The sequence below is a fragment of the Enterococcus sp. DIV2384 genome, from assembly GCF_050534975.1.
Lineage (GTDB): Bacteria > Bacillota > Bacilli > Lactobacillales > Enterococcaceae > Enterococcus > Enterococcus faecalis.
Map to the genome: position 1 here is coordinate 2,074,743 of NZ_CP172905.1, position 20,778 is coordinate 2,095,520.

General features: G+C 38.7%; 16 protein-coding genes and 1 riboswitch. Of the genes, 3 read left to right on the forward strand and 13 right to left on the reverse strand.

Going from position 1 to position 20,778, the window contains the following annotated elements; translation table 11 throughout:
• Window positions 1-11: 11 nt before the first annotated feature.
• The 13 genes from mocA to ssnA all read right to left on the reverse strand — a co-directional run bounded on the left by mocA (window position 12) and on the right by ssnA (window position 17,289).
• Entirely contained in the window at window positions 12-593 is a 582-nt protein-coding gene (gene mocA / locus IGK54_RS09930) for a molybdenum cofactor cytidylyltransferase (protein WP_002362242.1), read from the reverse strand.
• A gap of 13 nt (window positions 594-606) precedes the next feature.
• Complete coding sequence (xdh, locus tag IGK54_RS09935) at window positions 607-3,180, reverse strand: selenium-dependent xanthine dehydrogenase (protein ID WP_002356597.1); 2,574 nt, start codon at window positions 3,178-3,180, stop codon at window positions 607-609.
• A gap of 120 nt (window positions 3,181-3,300) precedes the next feature.
• On the reverse strand, window positions 3,301-4,308 hold the full coding sequence (locus tag IGK54_RS09940; RefSeq protein ID WP_002378593.1) for an XdhC family protein: 1,008 nt from the start codon (window positions 4,306-4,308) through the stop codon (window positions 3,301-3,303).
• Window positions 4,305-4,664 (reverse strand): winged helix-turn-helix domain-containing protein, encoded by a 360-nt coding sequence (locus IGK54_RS09945; protein WP_002356595.1) that lies wholly within the window; start codon window positions 4,662-4,664, stop codon window positions 4,305-4,307. The genes IGK54_RS09940 and IGK54_RS09945 overlap by 4 nt, the downstream gene beginning before the upstream one ends.
• A 93-nt stretch (window positions 4,665-4,757) precedes the next feature.
• Window positions 4,758-6,077, reverse strand: coding sequence for a nucleobase:cation symporter-2 family protein (locus IGK54_RS09950; protein ID WP_002356594.1), 1,320 nt, complete (start codon window positions 6,075-6,077; stop codon window positions 4,758-4,760).
• 93 nt (window positions 6,078-6,170) lie between these two features.
• Complete coding sequence (locus tag IGK54_RS09955) at window positions 6,171-6,551, reverse strand: RidA family protein (RefSeq protein WP_002379711.1); 381 nt, start codon at window positions 6,549-6,551, stop codon at window positions 6,171-6,173.
• Window positions 6,552-6,565: 14 nt separating this feature from the next.
• Entirely contained in the window at window positions 6,566-7,510 is a 945-nt protein-coding gene (gene arcC / locus IGK54_RS09960) for a carbamate kinase (protein ID WP_002367131.1), read from the reverse strand.
• 240 nt (window positions 7,511-7,750) lie between these two features.
• The gene (ygeW, locus tag IGK54_RS09965) at window positions 7,751-8,944 is read right to left on the reverse strand and encodes a knotted carbamoyltransferase YgeW (RefSeq protein WP_002379712.1); all 1,194 of its coding nucleotides are present in this window, start codon (window positions 8,942-8,944) and stop codon (window positions 7,751-7,753) included.
• A gap of 38 nt (window positions 8,945-8,982) precedes the next feature.
• Entirely contained in the window at window positions 8,983-10,308 is a 1,326-nt protein-coding gene (locus IGK54_RS09970; RefSeq protein WP_192456020.1) for a YgeY family selenium metabolism-linked hydrolase, read from the reverse strand.
• Entirely contained in the window at window positions 10,299-11,492 is a 1,194-nt protein-coding gene (gene dpaL, locus IGK54_RS09975; RefSeq protein ID WP_002356589.1) for a diaminopropionate ammonia-lyase, read from the reverse strand. The genes IGK54_RS09970 and dpaL overlap by 10 nt, the downstream gene beginning before the upstream one ends.
• Window positions 11,493-11,515: 23 nt before the next feature.
• Window positions 11,516-12,889: a dihydropyrimidinase gene (gene hydA, locus IGK54_RS09980; RefSeq protein WP_142957427.1), complete on the reverse strand. Its 1,374-nt coding sequence runs from the start codon at window positions 12,887-12,889 to the stop codon at window positions 11,516-11,518.
• A gap of 29 nt (window positions 12,890-12,918) precedes the next feature.
• On the reverse strand, window positions 12,919-15,924 hold the full coding sequence (gene ygfK, locus IGK54_RS09985; protein ID WP_430602950.1) for a putative selenate reductase subunit YgfK: 3,006 nt from the start codon (window positions 15,922-15,924) through the stop codon (window positions 12,919-12,921).
• Window positions 15,925-15,954: 30 nt separating this feature from the next.
• Window positions 15,955-17,289 carry a putative aminohydrolase SsnA gene (ssnA, locus tag IGK54_RS09990; RefSeq protein ID WP_048737938.1) on the reverse strand — a complete coding sequence of 445 codons (1,335 nt, stop codon included), beginning with the start codon at window positions 17,287-17,289 and terminating at the stop codon, window positions 15,955-15,957.
• A 402-nt stretch (window positions 17,290-17,691) separates the two neighbouring features.
• Here ssnA and IGK54_RS09995 point away from each other — a divergent pair, with 402 nt between their 5' ends.
• The 3 genes from IGK54_RS09995 to IGK54_RS10005 all read left to right on the forward strand — a co-directional run bounded on the left by IGK54_RS09995 (window position 17,692) and on the right by IGK54_RS10005 (window position 20,570).
• Window positions 17,692-18,330, forward strand: a complete 639-nt coding sequence (locus IGK54_RS09995; RefSeq protein WP_002381503.1) for a helix-turn-helix transcriptional regulator — start codon at window positions 17,692-17,694, stop codon at window positions 18,328-18,330.
• 205 nt (window positions 18,331-18,535) lie between these two features.
• Window positions 18,536-19,888, forward strand: coding sequence for a Mur ligase family protein (locus IGK54_RS10000; protein WP_131639100.1), 1,353 nt, complete (start codon window positions 18,536-18,538; stop codon window positions 19,886-19,888).
• Complete coding sequence (locus tag IGK54_RS10005; protein ID WP_002356583.1) at window positions 19,878-20,570, forward strand: type 1 glutamine amidotransferase; 693 nt, start codon at window positions 19,878-19,880, stop codon at window positions 20,568-20,570. Before IGK54_RS10000 ends, IGK54_RS10005 begins: the two co-directional genes overlap by 11 nt.
• 114 nt (window positions 20,571-20,684) lie before the next feature.
• Window positions 20,685-20,729: riboswitch (PreQ1 riboswitch) on the forward strand.
• The last annotated feature ends 49 nt before the right edge of the window (window positions 20,730-20,778 follow it).

Below are 20,778 nucleotides of genomic sequence, written 5' to 3' on the forward strand. Positions count from 1 at the left end.
GTTTTTCCTCTCTAACTATTGGTTTCTTGAATTAATTTTTGGTACTCTTCTGGCGTGTCGATATCTTTCAAACGGCCAGGAGTCGCTATTCTCAGCATCTGAACTGCTTCTGGAAAGCGTTCATAAATCATGCGTCCGCCTTTTTCACCAGTCAATGTTAATAGTTCTTGTCGAAATTGATTACCGAATAATACTGGACTACTAGGACAGCCATCTTTTTGTAATGGCACTACAATTTTATTTCTCTGACATTTATCTAACACGAGTTGTAGCATTTTAGGTGTTAACAATGGTTGATCGCTAGGTAAGTATAAATAGCCAGCTCCCCGAGCTTGTTCGGTTCCTAAACGAATACTGCTACTTTGTCCTTCTTGCCATTGATGATTGAGAATCAACTGAATGTTCTTAGGTAAAGGAAACGCTGGCTGATTCTCAGGCGAAACAACTAAAATCCGTTCTAATACGTCTAATTGATTCACTAAGGTTAACGTGTGCTCTAAAAATGTTTTTCCTTGATATTTTAAGAACAATTTATTTTGGCCCATCCGTTGTGAATTGCCCGATGCTAGAATAATGACACTAACGAGTGACATGAGTTGTCTCCTTTTATCTTTTTTTCTTTTGATAAGGGGTATTTTCTAAAGGCAGACTTGGTCGGAGCTGACCATCCAAGGCAAAATATGCGCCTGCTAAAGCTGGTGCGGTAGGGATCGTTGCTAACTCACCTACGCCTTTAATTCCATAAGCTAAACCTTCGTGAAGATTGTCAGCATGAACCAAAATTGTTTCGATTGGTGGTACTTGAGTGGCGTTCACTAATCCTAGCGTTGCATATTTTGCTTTAACATAGCCTTCTTCTAAGGCAAATTTTTCAGTTAAAGCATACCCCATGCCCATTGCAATCCCACCTTCAATTTGACCTTCAGCAGCTCGTGGATTCACCACTTGCCCCATATCATACGCAGCCACAAATTTAGCTACTTTTCCTTTGTCATCTAGAATAGCTACTTCAGCAGCATAACCATAACCAGCATGACTAACTGGACTTTTTTTATCATTAATTAATGGATCCGTTTTCGCTGAATATTCCCCATAAAATTCTTCGCCTTCCAAATCGCTTAAAGCACGTCCCATATCAAGCTCATACCGTAATTGCATTGCCGCTCTTCTAGTTGCTTCTCCTGTGAAGAGTGACTGCCTCGAAGCCGTTGTCGTTCCTGAATTCGGTGTTCTTCTTGTATCAGGGGCTTCCGCAACAATCATTTCTGGTGGTAAATTTAATGTTTCACAGGCAATTTGCGTCGTAACGGTTGCCATCCCTTGACCGATACAAGCAGCACTTGTGCGGACATGTATTTTTCCTTCTTCAACAGAAATAATACAACGCCCTGTATCAGGTAGCCCCACACCCACGCCACTATTTTTAAAGAAACTAGAAATTCCAGCAACTTCCGCTTGTTCATAGACGTCTTTAACCGCTAACAAGGCTTCTTTTAACGCTGCATTTTTCGAGACCAATTGTCCATTCGGTAAAGTATCTCCTGGGGCGACGGCATTTTTAAAGCGTATTTCCCATGGTGATAGTCCGACTTTTTCTGCTAACAAGTTTAAATTACTTTCAATTGCAAAAGCCGTTTGGCAAACACCAAATCCGCGAAATGCACCTGCTGGCGGATTATTAGTATATACAGCAAACCCTTCCACATCAATCGTTTGATACTTGTAGGGACCTGCCGCATGTGTACAAGCCCGTTGCAATACCGGTCCTCCTAAAGAAGCATAGGCCCCAGTATCCGCATAAATCACTGCTTTCATTGCAGTTAAATTGCCTTCTTCATCACAGCCGGTCGTAAAGTCCATTTCCATGCCATGGCGTTTGGGATGAACCATCAAACTTTCTTCACGGCTTAGCAGTACTTTTACTGGTTTCTTCAATAACCAAGCGGCTAAGGATGCATGATGCTGAACACTCATGTCTTCTTTTCCACCAAAACCACCACCAACAAGTTTTGATTGAACATGAATTTTTTCCTTGTCTAGCCCTAGCATCCGAGCCACTTCCCGTTGTTCATCATAGATACTTTGACCCGCACTAAAGAGTAAAATGCCCTCACCTTCAGGTTGTGCAATCGCACATTCGGGCTCCATAAAGGCATGTTCATTAATTGGTACGGAATAATGTTCTGTCACTACAAACGCAGAATTTTCTAACACTTCCTCTGCATTGCCACGTACCAAGTGTTCATGAGACAAGATATTGCCCTTTTCATGAATAGCTGGTGCACCTTCTGCTAAAGCAGCTTCACAAGAAGTAAGCGGTATCATTTCTTCGTAATCAACTTCCACTAAATTTTTTATCTCTGGTAAGGTTTCTTTTCTTTTTGAAACAACGAGTGCTACTGCATCCCCAACATACCGTGTTATTTCTCCTTCTGGAATCATTACATCCCAATCGGAAATAAATTCTAAATGACCAATTTTATTATTTCCTGGAACGTCTTTAGCTGTGAACACAGCCACACAGTCAGGATGCGCCAATGCTTGGGTACTATCGATTGATAGAACTTTTGCGCGAGGATAGGCACTCCGCAAAGCAGATGCATGAAGCATTCCTTCTATGTCAATGTCATCTACATAAATCCCTGTTCCTAAGGTTTTCTCCACTGCATCGACCCGTTGGAAGTCTTCCCCTAATTTACCATTTGAATGTTCTTCTGGAATGCTCGCTTCTTCACAAAACATTTTAGCAGCTAACTGAATGGCTTCTATTATTTTCACATATCCTGTACAACGACAAATGTTTCCTCGTATAGCTTTCTGAATGTCTTCTTTTGTGGGTTCGGGTTTCTTGTTCAATAATCCTTGTGCCGAAATAACCATCCCAGGGATGCAATACCCGCACTGAACTGCACCCGTTTTTGCAAACGCATAGGCATAGACATCTTTTTGCCGTTGGCTTAAACCTTCGATTGTCGTGACTTCTTTACCAGCTAATTTTTCTAGAGTAAACAAACATGCTTTGGAAGCCTTTCCATTTACTAACACCGTACATGCACCGCAAGAGCCTTGGTTACAGCCATCTTTTGTTCCAGTTAGGCCCAGATCCTCCCGCAAAAAGTCCATTAATTTTTTGTTTGTTTCACAGGTTTCACTTTGACCATTTACAATAATTGAATACATTTCTTGCACCTCGATTTCTGATATAGTTTAGTGTTCAATCACCTAGATTATACCACAAATCTCCGTTCTAAAAATTATTTTTTAGCAAAAAAAGTTTTTTATTTAATTTAAAGGTTCGCATTATTGATAGCGCTGTTGAATTAATTCTCCCGCGATGCTAATCGCTAACTCTTCTGGTGTTTCGGCTGCAATGTCTAAGCCAATTGGCATGAAAATTCTTTCAATTTCAGTCATTGTATAACCGACCTCTTTTAACCGTCGAACTTGTGAAGCAATTTTGTGTTTGCTCCCCATCACACCAATATATTTGGCTGGTGTTTCCAATAACTGTTTGGCAACGATGAAATCAAAATTGTGTCCTCTGGTAATTACTATACCATAATCGTCCGCCGTTATTTCAATAAACGCAGCTAAATTTTCTAAAGGAATAACTCGTAGTTCCTCAGCTTGTGGAAAAGCTTGTGCCGTCAAAAATTCTGGACGATCGTCCACTACAACGCAATAAAACGATAAATAGTTTAAAATAGGTACCAATGCGCGTGCGACATGTCCACTTCCAAAAATATACACTTTCCCTACTTGGAGGATCGCTTCTGTTAAAAAAGTTGTTTCCTCTTTTTGTACACAATGGATACCTTTAGGTAGCAAACTTAATTCCCCCTCCCAAGAAGTGGAACCAATCAATTCGCCTGTTTCACTATAAAAGGATACTTTTCCTAAATTGTTTTGATCTAGTTCAGTCATTAACCAACCTTGTTGATTATTTTGAAAATGTGTTTCTATGGACTCACACAACTCTTTTAAAAATGGCGTTTCCCATGAAAGATAATGGAAAAAAATCGTGACATTTCCGCCACAGACCATACCTAAATCAGCAATATTATTCGGGGCTAAAATAAATTGACGTTGTGCATTTTCTTTCTCAATAAGTAGCTTTTTTGCCACTTGTTCAGCCTGAAATTCAACCGCCCCACCACCAACAGTTCCGGCTATTCTACCTTCGGCGGAAACCAGCATTCTAGCCCCTTGACTTCGTGGTGTAGATCCTGAACTTGTACCAATCGTTAATAACATCGTGTCTTGCTTTTCCAATATTGCCTGTTTCAAACGCTGAAATACTTCTCTCATTTCAGTTCCTCCGATACTACATCCTGTTCTTTAAATATTTCTTCAAAGCATGCCTCTACCTGTTGATACACTTTTTTCTCAAATAAAAGATATTGATCAATCAATTCTTTTCCTTGGTCCGTAACAATTGACCCGCCACCATTACAACCACCAACACTTTTGATAATTAATGGAAAAGATAGCTCTTCTTCAGCTACCCGCACAATCCGCCATGCCTTATTATAAGACATTTTCATCTCTTTTGCCGCTAAGTTTAGTGAACCAGTTTGCTGAATTTTTTGTAAAACTTCGACAACGCCAGGACCAAAAAAGTTCCGATCTGTTTTTAATTTTAAGTTTAGGGAATACGTAAACATCTTCTCCTCCTTTATTCGTTCATTTTTTTATAGATAACGTAAGGGAAAAAGGATACGAAAGCTTACTCACTTTCGTATCAAAAAAAGCAATCTTCACTCAAGTGCTACGCGCTTTTTTGGTTTTAAAATGACATTTAAAAGGACTGCTACCAAAGTGGTTAAGATAACTTCCGAATTACCGAAAATCGTTGTTACCCAAGTTGGAAAACCAGCTAAGCTTCCAGTAGACAATGTGACACCAATTCCAAATGCTAGAGCTGTTCCGACAACCCCAGTATTTCGAGGAGTCATTTCCTGCGAAGCAATCATCCGAATACCTGTCATAGAAATAGAAGCAAAAACTGAAATCGTTGCGCCACCAATTACCGCGTAAGGAATCGTAGTTAATAATGCAGCTACTTTCGGAACAAAACCAGCAATTAATAATATAACTGAAGCGAAAACCAGAACATATTTATTAATCACTTTTGTTACCGTAACCAGACCAACATTTTGCCCAAAAGTTGCCACTGGGATTGATCCAAATAAACTGCCAATAAAGTTAGTGAAACCACTCCCCATAATTCCGCCAGATAATTCTTCATCCGTTGCATCCCGATCCATTGCCCCAACCGTTGTTGCTGTAAATTGACCGATGGCTTGAACAGCATCAACAATAAACATCACCACAAGCGTAAAGATTGGTACCAATTGAAAATCCAGTCCAAAGTGAAACGGGGTAATTACCTGAACGATTTTAGCATTTTGAACTGGCTCAAAACTAACCATCCCTAAAGCTAAAGAAATCAAATAGCCAATAACCATTCCGTTTAAAATTGCGGATAACTTCAAAAATCCTTTTGCAAAATAATTGAAGTAAAAGACAATCGCAAAGGTTAATAATGCAACTAACCAATTCCGGGCTGAACCAAAATCAGCACTACCAGCTCCTCCTGCCATATACTTAATCGCAACAGGAAACAAGGATAGTCCAATGCTTAAAATAACCGTTCCTGTTACTAAAGGCGGAAACAACACACGGATTTTTTTAATGAACAAACCAACAATAATAACAAGAATACTGCCAACTAATTGGGAACCAAAAATTGCTGCAATCCCAAAATCAGCTCCGATGGCCATCAAAATCGGTACATACGCAAAACTTGCCCCCATCATAACTGGTAACCGTGAACCCACTTTTCCAAAAATAGGGAAAAGTTGAATTAACGTTGCAACTGCTGAAAAAATCAATGATGTTTGAATCAAAATAGTCGTATCACTAGGACTTAATTGGCAAACTTTGGCAATCATGATTCCCGGTGTGACAATCCCTACTACTGCTGCGACAACGTGTTGCAATCCCATCGGAATTGCTTCAGAAATTGATAGTTTCGCATCATATTCAAATAATGCTTGCTCTTTTTTTTCATTCATAGGATCGTTTCCTTCTTCTTTTTATTCTAAAAGGATTGTTCCCCTTAATCAATAAAGAATGCAATCCTTTTTCCCTCAGAAACATCTTAAAAATTATCCTTTGACAGCAACTGCTTCAATTTCAAATAAACCATCTTTTGGCAACTTGGCTACTTCTACACAAGAACGTGCAGGCAAAACTTCTGAAAAGTAATTCCCATAGATTTCGTTAATTTTGCTAAAATCAGACATATGTTGTAAAAACACCGTTGTTTTCACAACATTATCATAGGTCATCTCGACCTCTTTTAAAATCGAACCTAAATTGATAAAAGCTTGTTTTGCTTGTTCTTCCACTGTAGTCTTCATTTCGCCCGATTGCGGATCTAATCCTAGTTGTCCAGAAATGTACAACGTATTTCCCGCTAAGACAGAATGTGAATAAGGTCCTACAGTAGCTGGTGCCTGTGCAGAATTAATCATTTTGTTTGTCATCGTTTTCCTCCATTCTATGATTCTTTATTTTCAATTAAAGTCCCTGTTTTTCCAGATAATCCTTCTTTGGCTTTTTCTAATAACGTAATCAATGTTTTTCGACCTGGCTTAGATTCAGCAAACTTAATCGCTGCTTCAACTTTTGGTAACATTGAACCTGGAGCAAACTGACCTTCTTGCGCATATTGTTTCATTTTTTCTGTTGAAACATTCCCTAAGGCTTCTTGATTTTCTTTACCAAAATTAATACAAACTTTTTCAACTGCTGTTAAAATCACGAGCAGATCAGCATCCACTTGTTCAGCCAGTCGTTCACTACAAAAATCTTTGTCGATGACTGCATTGACACCTTTTAGTCGGTTCCCTTCTTGAATGACTGGGATGCCACCACCGCCGCCAGCAATGACTGTTTGGCCAGCATCAACCAATGTTTGAATCGTGAGAAGTTCGACAATATTTTTTGGTTTAGGAGAAGCGACGACTTGGCGATAACCACGGCCAGCATCTTCCATCACTTGTATATTTTTTTCTTTGACTAATTGTTCTGCTTCTTCTTTTGTCATGAAGCGACCAATTGGTTTCGTTGGTTTTTTGAACGCCGGATCATTTTCATCCACGACCACTTGAGTGACTACGGTGGTGACGGCTTTACTTATATTTCGTTGACGCAACTCTTCTTGTAGCGCATTCTCTAAATCATAGCCAATGTAACTTTGACTCATGGCTACGCACATGGATAACGGAACAACTGGATATTGTGGATTATTAAAGGAAAATTCTTCCATAGCTAATTGAATCATCCCCACTTGAGGACCATTGCCATGAGATAAAATAACTTCATATCCTGCTTCAATCAAATCTGCAATCGCTTTGGAGGTCTGTTTTACGGCAGTCATCTGCTCCGTCAAATTATTTCCTAAAGCATTGCCACCTAAAGCTACTACGACGCGTTTGCCCATTGCTTCACCTCATTTTCTGTTTTATAAAAAGGACGATGCTTTTTCTTTTTCACAACGAGTTTTCGTATTAACTGTCTGTTGTCGTTGCATGAAGTCAACGCACATGACTAAGCGTTCTTGACTCGAGACAATCACACATTCATGAATAGACTTGGGAAGGTCTTATTTGTTCATGTTGAAGAGGCAACTTCTAATGATTCATTGTGTAAAGAAAAAGCATCTGTCTTCATGCCAAATTCATTATTTTACTTCTCTTGGTGTCGCTTTATCCGCTAATTCTGTTAAGGTTTTTTGCGGATTTTTTACTTTACTTAAGAAAATCATAGCCGCAATAACATACGGTTTGTAGCTAGCTTCTTTGTAAAGTTCGACCCGATAACGATCGAAAACAGAAGCTTCCACTTCGCCTTCTTCACAACTAACGCCAGTAATATCAGCTGGTAGACAATGCATATACAAAGCTTTGCCGTCTTTTGTTGTTTTCATCAATTCTTCTGTACATTCCCAATCTTTGTGCTTTTTATTTTGAGAAAGTAATTCTTGTTCTAATTGATCAATTCCTGCTTGGTCACCATTGCCATATAATTCAGTTCGCTTTTCCATTGCCGCAAAAGGTGCCCAGCTTTTCGGATAAACAACATCCGCATCTTTGAATGCTTCTGCCATACTATTCGTTTTAGTAAAGTTTCCACCAAATTCTGCCGCATTTTTCTTCGCAACTTCTTCTACTTCTGGCATAATTTCATAACCTTCTGGATGTGCTAAGACGACATCCATTCCTAAACGGGTCATTAGACCAACAATTCCTTGAGGAACAGATAATGGTTTTCCATAAGATGGTGAATACGCCCAAGTCATGGCAACTTTTTTCCCTTTCAGGTTTTCAATGCCACCAAATTCATGAATTAAATGCAACGCATCCGCCATTGCTTGCGTCGGATGGTCAATATCACATTGTAAATTCACTAACGTTGGGCGCTGTTCCAATACCCCATCTTTATATCCTTCTTGGACAGATTCTGATACTTCGTGCATGTAAGCATTGCCTTTACCAATGTACATGTCATCACGAATACCAATGATATCAGCCATAAAAGAAATCATGTTTGCTGTCTCACGAACAGTTTCTCCGTGAGAAATTTGACTTTTTCCTTCGTCTAAATCTTGAACTTCTAAGCCCAAAAGATTACACGCTGAAGCGAAACTAAAACGTGTTCTTGTAGAGTTGTCGCGGAATAAAGAAATCCCCAAGCCACTATCAAAGATTTTAGTTGAAATATTATTTTCTCTTAAATAGCGTAATGTATCGGCAACTGTGAAAACAGCTTCTAATTCATCTCTTGTTTTTTCCCAAGTTAGGAAAAAGTCATTTTCGTACATTTTTTCAAATTCTAATTTATCTAATTTCTCAATATATTCTTTAAACGTTTCCATTCCATCTGCTCCTTTTTTCTTGTCTAATAATCCTTTACTTAACCACAATAGACCGTTGGTAATGCCGCATAAACGGCTGCACAACGAACCAAATCATCTTTCCAAGTTTTTTCATTTGGTGCATGTGCTTGTGCTTCGGCCCCTGGCCCGAAACCAATACAAGGAATACCATTACGTCCCATAATTGAAACGCCATTTGTTGAGAAGGTCCACTTATCTAACAATGGGCGTTCTTCACGCATTTCCACTGTTTCTACAGAGCCTTTCCGTGTTTCTCCATAGAGATTTTTATGCGTTTCCATCAAGGCTTTTGTTACATCATGATTTTCTGGAATTACCCACGTTGGGAAATAACATTCAATTTCATAAGTTAAATCCGTATAAGAAGGACGATCATAGTTGTACATTGAAACCGTCACATCATCTCCATATTTTTTAACAGCTGGTAAATTGCGAATTTCTTCTAAACAACTTTCCCAAGTTTCTCCAGCAGTCATTCGACGGTCTAGTGAAACGGTACAGCCATCCGCAACAGCACACCGACTTGGTGAAGAATGGAAAATTTGCGAAACAGTCACCGTACCACGTCCTAAGAAACGGGCTTCTTGCCACTCTGGATTGTACTTAGGATCTAACATACGAACTAAACCACGAATCGCTGTGCTTTCTGTATCTCCATTGTTGTTTAAGGCACGAACATCTTGTAAGATATCCGCCATTTTGTAAATGGCATTATCTCCACGTTCTGGTGCTGAGCCATGACACGAAACGCCTTTGACATCAACTTTAATTTCCATTCGGCCTCGTTGACCACGATAAATCCCACCATCTGTTGGCTCTGTTGAAACAACAAATTCTGGACGGATACCGTCTTCTTTGATAATGTATTGCCAGCATAAACCGTCACAGTCTTCTTCTTGGACAGTAACTGTTACTAAAGCAGTGTATTTTTCTGATAATAGACCTAAATCTTTCATGATTTTAGCGCCATAAATAGCCGAAACAATCCCGCCTTCTTGGTCAGACGTACCGCGACCACCGATCTCAGTTTCTGTTTCATAGCCATCGTAAGGATCAAATTTCCAATTACTCATTTCACCAATTCCGACAGTATCCATGTGCCCATCAAAAGCAATTAATTTTTCACCAGACCCCATATAACCAAGTAAATTCCCTTGAGGATCAATGTCAATTTTATCGAAACCTAATTTTTCCATTTCGTCTTTTGCTCGCGCAATTTTGTTGCCTTCTTCTGCACTTTCTCCTGGAATTTTGACAAGGTCTCTTAAAAATTTGACCATATCTTCTCTGTAACCTTCTGCTGCTGCATTTACTGCATTAAAATCCATTCCTTTTACCTCCATAAAATTTTTTTATAATTGTCTGGATCAGTGTCCCCTTCGGTAGAAAACATTAAAACGTTTGACGTCTCATCCAGTTGCAATGCCTCACGTAATTCTTGATAGTCGGGATCTTGCATCACTGTAGCTACTAAGCCCATTGCTACTGCCCCAGATTCGCCTGATACAACTTGCGGATCCCCTTTTAATGGCGCGCCCAACATACGCATTCCTTTTTCAGAAACCCAATCTGGTGCTGAAACAAAGAAGGATGTATGATTTTTTAGAATATCAAAAGAAATCGTATTAGGTTCTCCACATGCTAAGCCAGCCATAATTGTCTGTAAATCACCATCGACAAAGCGAATTTCTCCGTCTTTTTTAATTGCTGATTGATATAAACAGTCAGCCGCCTGTGCCTCAACTACGACCATAATCGGTGGGTTTTCTGGAAAAGCATTAGCAAAATAACCAATCACCGCACCAGCTAAACTGCCGACACCAGCTTGAACAAAAACATGACTAGGTCGTTCAGAGCCAAATTTTCTTAATTGTTGAGAGGCTTCTAACGCCATCGTTCCGTATCCTTGCATAATCCAAGTCGGAATTTTTTCATATCCGTCCCAAGCGGTGTCTTGAACCATGACACCGTTTTCAGTTTCTTCGGCCATTTTATTAGCCATTCGTACACATTCATCGTAATTAACTTCTTCAATTGTGACGGTTGCGCCTTCTTTTTCAATATTTTCTTTTCTCGTCTGTGTTGAACCCTTCGGCATGAGTACAACTGATTTTTGGCCTAATTTATTCGCAGCCCAAGCGACTCCTCGTCCATGGTTACCATCAGTTGCTGTAAAAAACGTAGCTTGTCCAAAAGCTGATCGTAATTGATCAGAAGTTAATTCATCATATGTTAGTTCCGAAACATCTTTCTTTAATTTTTCGGCAATATAGTTAGCCATGGCAAAAGAACCACCTAAGACTTTAAAAGCATTTAAACCAAAGCGATAAGATTCATCTTTAACAAAGAAATCATTTAACCCCAGATAAGCGGCCATATGATTCAATTCTGCTAATGGTGTTTCTGAATACTGTGGAAAACTTTTGTGAAAAGCCAAAGCTTTCTCAATTTTTTCTTTAGACATCAGAGGTAAGTACTTATCCTCCGTCTTCGGCATTTCATTTGCTGTCCATTTAATTTTTTCCAAAAATACTTCTCCTCCTTCTATTTTTAAGTTGCTTTACGAAAAACAAATTTTCCTTGATTTGCCAAGATGACTTGCCCAGCTTCAGCAACTTTTTGACCTCTTAAATAAACCATTCGAGCCTGTCCTTGTGTTCCAAATCCTTCATACGGCGTATAATCGACATTTTGTAACTGCGTTCTCGCAGCAATCACGCCGGTTGTTCTAGGATCCCAAACAACTAAATCGGCATCACTGCCTTCTTGCACCACACCTTTTTGTGGATACATCGAGAATTGTTTAGCAATATTTTCAGAAAGCAGAGCAACCATTTTTTCCAAGGTGATTCGGCCCTTCGCCACACCTTCCGTGTAAATTAATTCTGGTCTCGTTTCAACACCTGGCATCCCATTGGGAATTTTACTAAAATCATCTTTGCCAACTGTTTTTTGTCCGTGAAAATTAAAACTACAGTGATCTGTCGATATTGTATTGATTGCCCCCTCTTTAATCCCTTGCCACAAAGCCTGTTGATCCTCTCGTTTGCGTAGTGGCGGTGAGCAGACATATTTTGCTGCTTCAAAATTAGGCGCATCATACAAGTGATCATCTAGTAAAAGATATTGAGGGCAAGTTTCTACATAGACTGATTGTCCTCTTTGACGAGCCCGTTCCACCGCTTCTAACGATCGATTTGTGCTTAAATGCACAATATTAACCGGCAAATCAGCCATTTCCGCTATCATCAAATATCTTGCTACCGCTTCTGCTTCAACCGCCGCCGGTCTTGATAACGGATGATAGTGCGGGGTTAGCTTTCCTTGAGAAACATATGATTGGATTAATTCATCTACTAAATCACCATTTTCACAATGAACGCCTAACATTCCATTAACTTTTTTTATTTCCTTCATCGCTTCAAAAATTTCCGCATCTGTGGTCCGTAAGTTATCATAAGCCATATACATTTTGAAGGAAGTAATACCTGCAGCAACCATTTCCTGAATTTCAGCAGCTATCGTTGGTTTCCATTCAATCATGGACATATGGTAAGTATAATCACATGAACTCTTGCCTTCAGCCAATTGATTCCAAGTAGCTAAACAGTCTTTCAATGAGCCACCTTTATTAGGTGTAGCCATATCAATAACCGTAGTCGTACCTTTGGCCACCGCCGCTTGGCTTCCAGTAGTAAAGTTATCCGCCGTACTTAACGAACCTTTGCCATTATTTAATTCCAGATGCGTGTGCGCATCAATAAAGCCTGGTAATACATAACACCCCGTAACATCCTCAATCTGAGAATTTTCTACTGGTAAATTTGCCCCCATCTCTACAATTTGCTCGCCGTCAATTCGAATATCCAATTGACGACGATTATATGCAGATACGACGGTTCCACCTTTGAGCAGAATAGACATTTATTTATCCCCCAGTCGTAAATTTCCTTTTATGCTTGCATACAATAAGCATATTCTTCAATCATAGTTACCATTAATGCGATTAAATCTTCTGGTACATCTAATCCTTGATCTGTTAATTGAATCGTTGACACCGTTACCCATAGACGCAGTAAACAAATTTTATCCACAGGATTTTGAACATAGAAACCTGAATTAGTACTGTCATAAAAATCAGCTTCACTGTTAAATAAGGTAAATTTGTCTTTGTAAGGGGCACTTGCATAAGGGCAAAATGTTTCACAGTTGCCACATTCGTTACACATCCGATCAACATGGACAATTTGTGGTTTTCCTTCGACATACACAACAATATTTGCTCGGTTTGGACAGACATCCATACAAGATTCACAAATTGTGGAGCATTCTAAGCAACGACTAGCTTGACTACAAGACATCTCGTCTGTCACAAGGATACCCCGTTTGTTTCTAACAAATGCGACATCACTATTTAAATTATCTTTTTCATAGTGATGATTGTGGACAAGACAAATATTATTGGCCGCTTTGGTTGCATCAGCGATTGCTTCAACAATTGTGGCTGGTCCTAAATTAGCGTCACCAATGACATAGACGCCTGGTATATTTGTTTCCAATGTTTCTTGATTTGAAACGACTTTCCCATAGTTGTCTGTGTGAATGCCTAATGCTTGGTAAAATTCTGTATCTACTTTTTCACCAACAGCGGCAATCACTGTATCAGCAGGAATATCAATCATTTCTCCTGTACCAATCGGACGACGGCGTCCAGAAGCATCTCGTTCACCTAGGACCATTTTTTCACAAGTTAATTGTTGATTTTCATGTTTAATTGGCGAAAGTAATTCTAAAAAGTCAACACCATCTTCTAAGGCTAAATAAAGTTCTTCTTCATCTGCTGGCATATTGCGTTTATTCCGACGATAAACCACTGAGACTTTTTTAACACCAGGCAATGTTGTGGCTGCACGAGCACAGTCCATGGCTGTATTTCCGCCACCAACGACGACAATCTGTTCCCCGTAAGGATTAATCGTTGGATTTTCTCGGTTTGCTTTTAAAAATTCTAACGAGTTCAATGCTCGCCCAGATTCTAAACGAAGGACCCCATGTTTCCATGCACCAATGGCATAAATAACATTCGTATAGCCTTGGTTTTTCAATTCTGCCAATGATGGCGCCTCTTGTCCTGTACGGAATTCAGCTCCCATAAATTCCGCTAACTGAACGTCTTTTTGAACAGATTCCATAGAAATTCGAAATTCTGGTACAATCTGGCTACAAACGCCCCCAATTGTCTCGGATTTTTCAAACACAGTAACAGGCATGCCTTCACGTGCTAATAAATACCCAGCAGAGATCCCTGCAGGACCTCCACCCACAACAGCTGTTTTAGGTGCATTTTCTTTTGGCTGTGGCTTTTCTAGTGTCGTCAATAATTCATCATAGGCATGTTCAGCTGCTTCTAACTTCACTTCCCGAATATGAATAGATTCTTCATAAAATTGACGTGTACATTTAGTCATACAAGGATGTGCACAAATGGTTCCAGTAATAAAAGGCAATGGATTTTTATCGACAATTACTTGCAAGGCCTTTAAATAATTGCCTTCACTTACATAACGAAGGTAAGCAGGAATATCCTGATTGATTGGACAACCACCGTCACTTCGACAAGGAGCAATATAACAATCTGTTAACGGAACTGTTTTTCTTAGTTTGGTACTTTCTGGTAATTTAATTGATTTTTGGTAACGCGCTTGTGTTTTAGCTTTCTCAACAACTTGGGCTAATTTATCCAAGTTGACATGAACCATCTGAGGATATTCTGCTGCGCCCAATACATTAGCAACTTGATTCATTCGTTGATAGCCACCAGGTTTCAACAGCGTCGTTGCCATAGTGATTGGCCAAATCCCAGCATCAAATATTTCTTTACTATTGAAAATATCTGCACCGCCAGAATAAGAAATTTGTAGTTTCCCATCAAATGCTTCTGATAATTTTTGTGCCAATGAAATACTAAGAGGAAATAGCGAACGTCCTGACATGTACATTTCATCACCAGGTAATTCATTTGCTGCAATCGTTACTGGGAAAGTGTTCGTAATTTTAACTCCGAAGCTTAGATTTTTACTATTGGCTAATAATTGCAGACGTTGTAACATCGGTACTGCTTCTTCAAATTGTAAATCTTCTTTAAAATGGTGATCGTCAAAAACCATATAATCAAACCCTAGCTCATCCATCGTTTGACGCGCATATTCATAACCTAACATGGTTGGATTACATTTAATAAAGGAATGGAGCCCTTTTCCACTTAATAAATAGGCCGCAATTCGTTCAATTTCATCTGATGGACAGCCGTGTAAAGTCGACAGCGTAATAGAATGACAGACTTTAGGACTAATTGCTTCGATATATAAGTCATCTACTTTTTTAAAAGAAGATAGATATTTTTTGGCAGCTGCTTGGCATTCCGCCCAAATCGGCGTTCCTTCTGCGTTCTGCATTTCGTTAATATAACGATCAATTTTTGGTGATTGAATCCCTGCCAAATCATAGCCAACACTCATATTAAAAATGAAACCATTCGGGTCACCTAGCTCGAACTCTTTACTAAGTAACTTCAAAACAAACCATGCTTTGACGTATTCATCATAAGCTTGGGGAACACGCAGTTCTGTGGACCACTCAACGTTGTAACATTCATCCGCTGCTGCGATACATGGTTTACTCACTGGTAAATCTTCTCCATCCAGTATCTGGACTGTCTTAACTTCAAAAAAACGAGAACCTGTTAAATAGGCCGCAATAATATTTTGTGCTAATTGTGTATGGGGACCTGCTGCTGGACCACAAGGGGTTTCCATTTTTTCTCCAAATAACGAAATCGTTTTTGTAGGATCCGCATGATAAAATTTACGAATGCCAAAAATTGTGCCATCTTGTTGATACTCACTAAAAATCCAATTTAATAAAGCCTCAATTGAGATGGGATGCATAATATCACTCATTAACGTCACTCCTTTTATTTATAATGAAAGCTATTGATTTACTCGTTTCCAGAAAGATTGTGCTTGCGTTTGCGCATCATGCCAAACTTTCTCTTCATCAATTCCTTGAACTTCACGATTACGCATCCGAATTTCTCCATTAATCACCGTGTCAGTGACCATCCCACCATTCATGCCGAATAAAATGTGCATGTTATAATTCTCTTTTGTCATTGGTGTCGGGCCATGATAATCAACAATAATGACGTCTGCTGCTGCATCAGGTTCTAAAACGCCTAGCTTTGTTTTAAAATAGCGATTAGCCATTTGCGGATTATTATCAAACAGCATTGCGGGAATTTCTGCCCAAGCAGCATTTGGATCAGCTAAATGATGCTTGTGGATAACATTTCCCACCTTATAAGATTCCGTCACATCATTCGTATAACCATCTGTGCCAAGACCCATCAAAATACCATACTCATTAAACATGCGCATCGCAGGTGGGCAACCGACCGCATTCCCCATATTCGACTCTGGATTCGTGACCACCATTGTGTCTGTATCTCTTAGTAATTCCATCTCATGAGGTCCAATATGGATGCAATGGCCTGCCATTGTCTGTTTTCCTAAAATTCCTAAATCAAATAATCGGTTCACAATCGGCTTCCCATATTTTTTCAAAGAATCATGAACATCGGCTAAATCCTCTGCAATATGAATATGATAACCAATCCCATCTGGCGTATTGGCTGCACATAATTCTAAAGAAGCATCTGATAAAGTAAATGCTGCATGCATACCCATCATCGCTTTTTGCATATCATCCTTTCTTAAGGAACTGGCTTTAATAAAGGCGGCATTTTCTTGAACTGCTTCCCGCATTTTCTGCTCACCATCGCGATCAGAAACTTCATAACAAAGGCAGGTCCGAATCCCTAACTCGTCCGCTGCATTAGATAATTGGGTTAAACTCCCTGTAATTTCTCCGTAACTAGCATGATGATCAAAGACAGTTGTAACCCCGTTGCGAATACTATCTAAATAAGCAACCTTACCACTTTGATAAGTGTCTTCTAATGTCAAGGCACGATCAATTCGCCACCATTGATCTACCAAAATATCCATGAAATTTTTAGGATGATAATTCGTTAAACTTAACCCACGTGCAAAGGTACTATAAATATGATTGTGCATGTTAATAAAGCCTGGCATAATCACTCCACCTTTAGCATCAATAAATGTCGCTTCTGGATAAGCTTGTTTTAAATCTTCTGTCGTTCCGACTTGTTTCACAACTTGACCATCAATCGCCACACACCCATTTTCAAAAAAATGATTCTGCGCATCCCGAGTGATTAAACGCCCATTTCCAATTAATAACATGTATTCTCCTCCTATTTTTCAACCTATTCCCCACAAGCGGCAAACGCTTACAAATATATCGCTCAATCATTCACGAATATAGCTTGACTAGCTTGGCTAATCTATATCCCCTACGAAAAGCATTTGAAGCGCTTGCATTTTTTACTAACGAACTCATTAACTTGATTAAAGTATATCACCTTACCTTAAAAAAAACAATGCTACCTAAAAAATATTTTTTAGAATTTTGACAGCCGTTATCTTGTATTATTATTTTTATCATGCTATCATTATTTTTCAGAACAGGTAGTACGCGACATTAAAGGATTTAGCCCTGCCTATTCCATTTAAAAATATTATGTTAAATTTGACACAATCTTATAAAAACTGTTTGTGCCAGGCACATTAGAAAGGAGCTTATTTATGTTATCCGACGAAAAACTTACTTTTTTAACACAAATTGCTAAAGGTTTAGCTGGTCAATTTGGGGAAAACTGCGAAGTCGTTATCCACCAAATCAATGAAGACAATATTAACAACTCTATTGTTTCCATTGAAAATGGTCATGTCTCTTCTCGTCATCTGGGCGATGGACCTTCTCAAGTAGTCTTAGAAGCCTTAAAAAAAGACCCTAGTGAGTTGAATGATCATATTAACTATCTGACCCGCACCCATGATGGTCGTATTTTAAAATCTAGTACAATGTATTTTAAAGATGAGAATGGTCAACTCGATGGTATTTTTGCTATTAACTACGACATCACTACATTGATTGCTGCAGAGTCGAACTTAAAATCTTTGATTTCCACTGCAGAACCTGAAGAAGATAAAGACCCTGATTACATTCCTCAGGATGTTAATGAGTTGTTAGACGATTTAATTCATGAATCAGTCAAATTAGTTGGTAAGCCGGTCCCATTAATGACGAAGGACGATAAAATCAAGTGTATTCAATTTTTAAATAATAAAGGCGCCTTCTTAGTCACTAAATCTGGAGACAAAGTTTCTAACTTCTTCAATATTTCTAAATATACGCTATACAGTTATATTGATGCGAAATAAAAATGGAAATCGATGGACGATTTGTTGTTAAGACAAGTCGTCTATTCTCTTTTTTCCTTCACTATTCTACTTTTTCTAAAAGACTTTTTAAATAATAGTAAGAAAAAGTAAAAGGAATTAATTTTTTATTTTAGTTATGGTATGATAGATTGAGTTTAATTTAAAATAACGAAAAATTAAAGATATAGAAATTGGGGGACAACAAATGGGGATTCGAAGTCATTTAGCAATTGCTGCAGGAAAAACTTCGCAATGGGTTTTACAAACATTTTTTAAAGGCGGCAGTAGCTACCCAGGGAAATTAGCCCTAAAAATCGATCCTAAAATTTTAGATACATTGGCAAAAGACTATGAAATTGTCGTAGTCACTGGAACGAACGGCAAAACATTGACAACTGCTTTAACTGTTAACATTTTACGCCAAGAATTTGATGAGGTATTAACAAATCCAACGGGTGCTAACATGGAGCAAGGAATTGTCTCTACTTTTTTAAATGCCAAGGCGAAAAAAGGACAAAAGAAATTTGCGGTGTTAGAAATTGATGAAGCAAGTTTAAGCCGCGTCACTAAATATATTCAACCAAAATTATTTGTTTTTACGAATATTTTCCGCGACCAAATGGATCGCTATGGTGAAATTTATACGACGTATCGCTTAATTATGGAAGGCGCCGCTGCTGCTCCTGAAGCAACTATTTTGTGCAATGGTGATTCGCCAATTTTTAATTCAAAAGAAACTGTAAATCCTCGCAAATACTATGGATTTAATCATTTACCACCGAAAGAGCAATTGGCTCATTACAATACAGATGGGGTTTTATGTCCAAAATGTAATCATATTCTTCATTATAAAATGATTACGTATGCTAATTTAGGTGATTACTATTGCCCAAATTGTGGCTTCAAACGCCCTGAATTGGATGTGCAGTTAACGGAAATGGTCCGGATGGATAACACATCTGCTGATTTTGTGATTGATGGCGAAGAATACGGCATTGCTGTTGGTGGGATGTACAATGTTTATAATGCGCTAGCAGCCACAGCGGTAGCAGAATATTATCAGGTGGCACCAGATAAAATCCGAGCAGGTTTAGCTTATGATGAAAAAGTTTTTGGGCGTCAAGAAACCATTAAAGTTGGCGATAAAGAATGTACGTTAGTTTTAGTAAAAAATCCCGTTGGTTTAAATCAGGTCATTGATATGATGGGCTTAGCCCCTTACTCTTTCTCGCTGGTTTCATTATTAAATGCTAATTATGCAGATGGAATTGATGTCAGTTGGATTTGGGATGGTAATCATGAAGCCTTTGCTGGTATGGACATTCCAAAAGTAATTGCTGGCGGTGATCGCCATGAAGATATGGCCTTGCGTTTAAAAGTTGCGGGTATTCCTGAAGAAAAATTACTAGAAATTCCTGATTTGGAGCAAGTAATTTCAGAAATTAAGACGTTGCCGACAGATCATGTCTATATTTTGGCAACCTATACTGCTGTTTTGCAATTAAGAAAATCATTAACAGCCCAAGGGTATATTCAAGGGGGAATGAATGGTGTCTAAAGAATTAGTCGTTTGTCATTTATATGGCAACTTATTAAATACTTACGGAGATAACGGAAATTTATTGATGCTTAAATATTTAACCGAAAAAATGGGCGTTACCTTCCGATCAGAAATTATCAGTATCTACGAACCGTTTGATCCCGAAAAATATGATTTAGTCTTTGTTGGTGGCGGTCAAGACTTTGAGCAACTGATCATCTCAGAAGACATTCAGAATAAAAAAGAAGCTTTGACTTCTTATATTGAAAATGATGGCGTCTTGTTAGCTATCTGTGGTGGTTATCAACTTCTAGGACATTACTATGTCGGCGCACAAGGCGAAAAAATTAAAGGAATCGGTGCATTAGATCATTACACTTTGAGCCAAGACAACAATCGTTTCATTGGTGATATTGAAATTTATAATGAAGAATTTGATGAAACGTATTATGGTTTTGAGAATCATAACGGCATGACTTTTTTAGGCGAAGGTGAACGACCTTTAGGAACAGTCAAACAAGGCAAAGGCAATAACGGTCAAGATAATGGCGAAGGCGTTGTCTATAAAAATGTGTTTGGCTCCTACTTCCACGGTCCAATCTTAGCACGCAACAAAAATCTAGGGATTCGGTTAATTCGGACCGCTTTAGAGAAAAAATATGGTGAACCGATCGCTATTCCTGAAACGCTTTATAAATAAAAGAAGAATCTAGTTCCTACATATAGGACTAGATTCTTTTTCATTTCTCCGACAACTATTTACATCTTTACAAAATATAGTAAGATAAAGAGGTGCATTTAAAATCGAGAATTTCTCGGACTGGTTCGGAAACTTCCCAGAATAAAAAACTAAGTATCTCTCAATACTAACTCAAGTCATAGCTTTTTTAACAAGAGTTATCATTTGC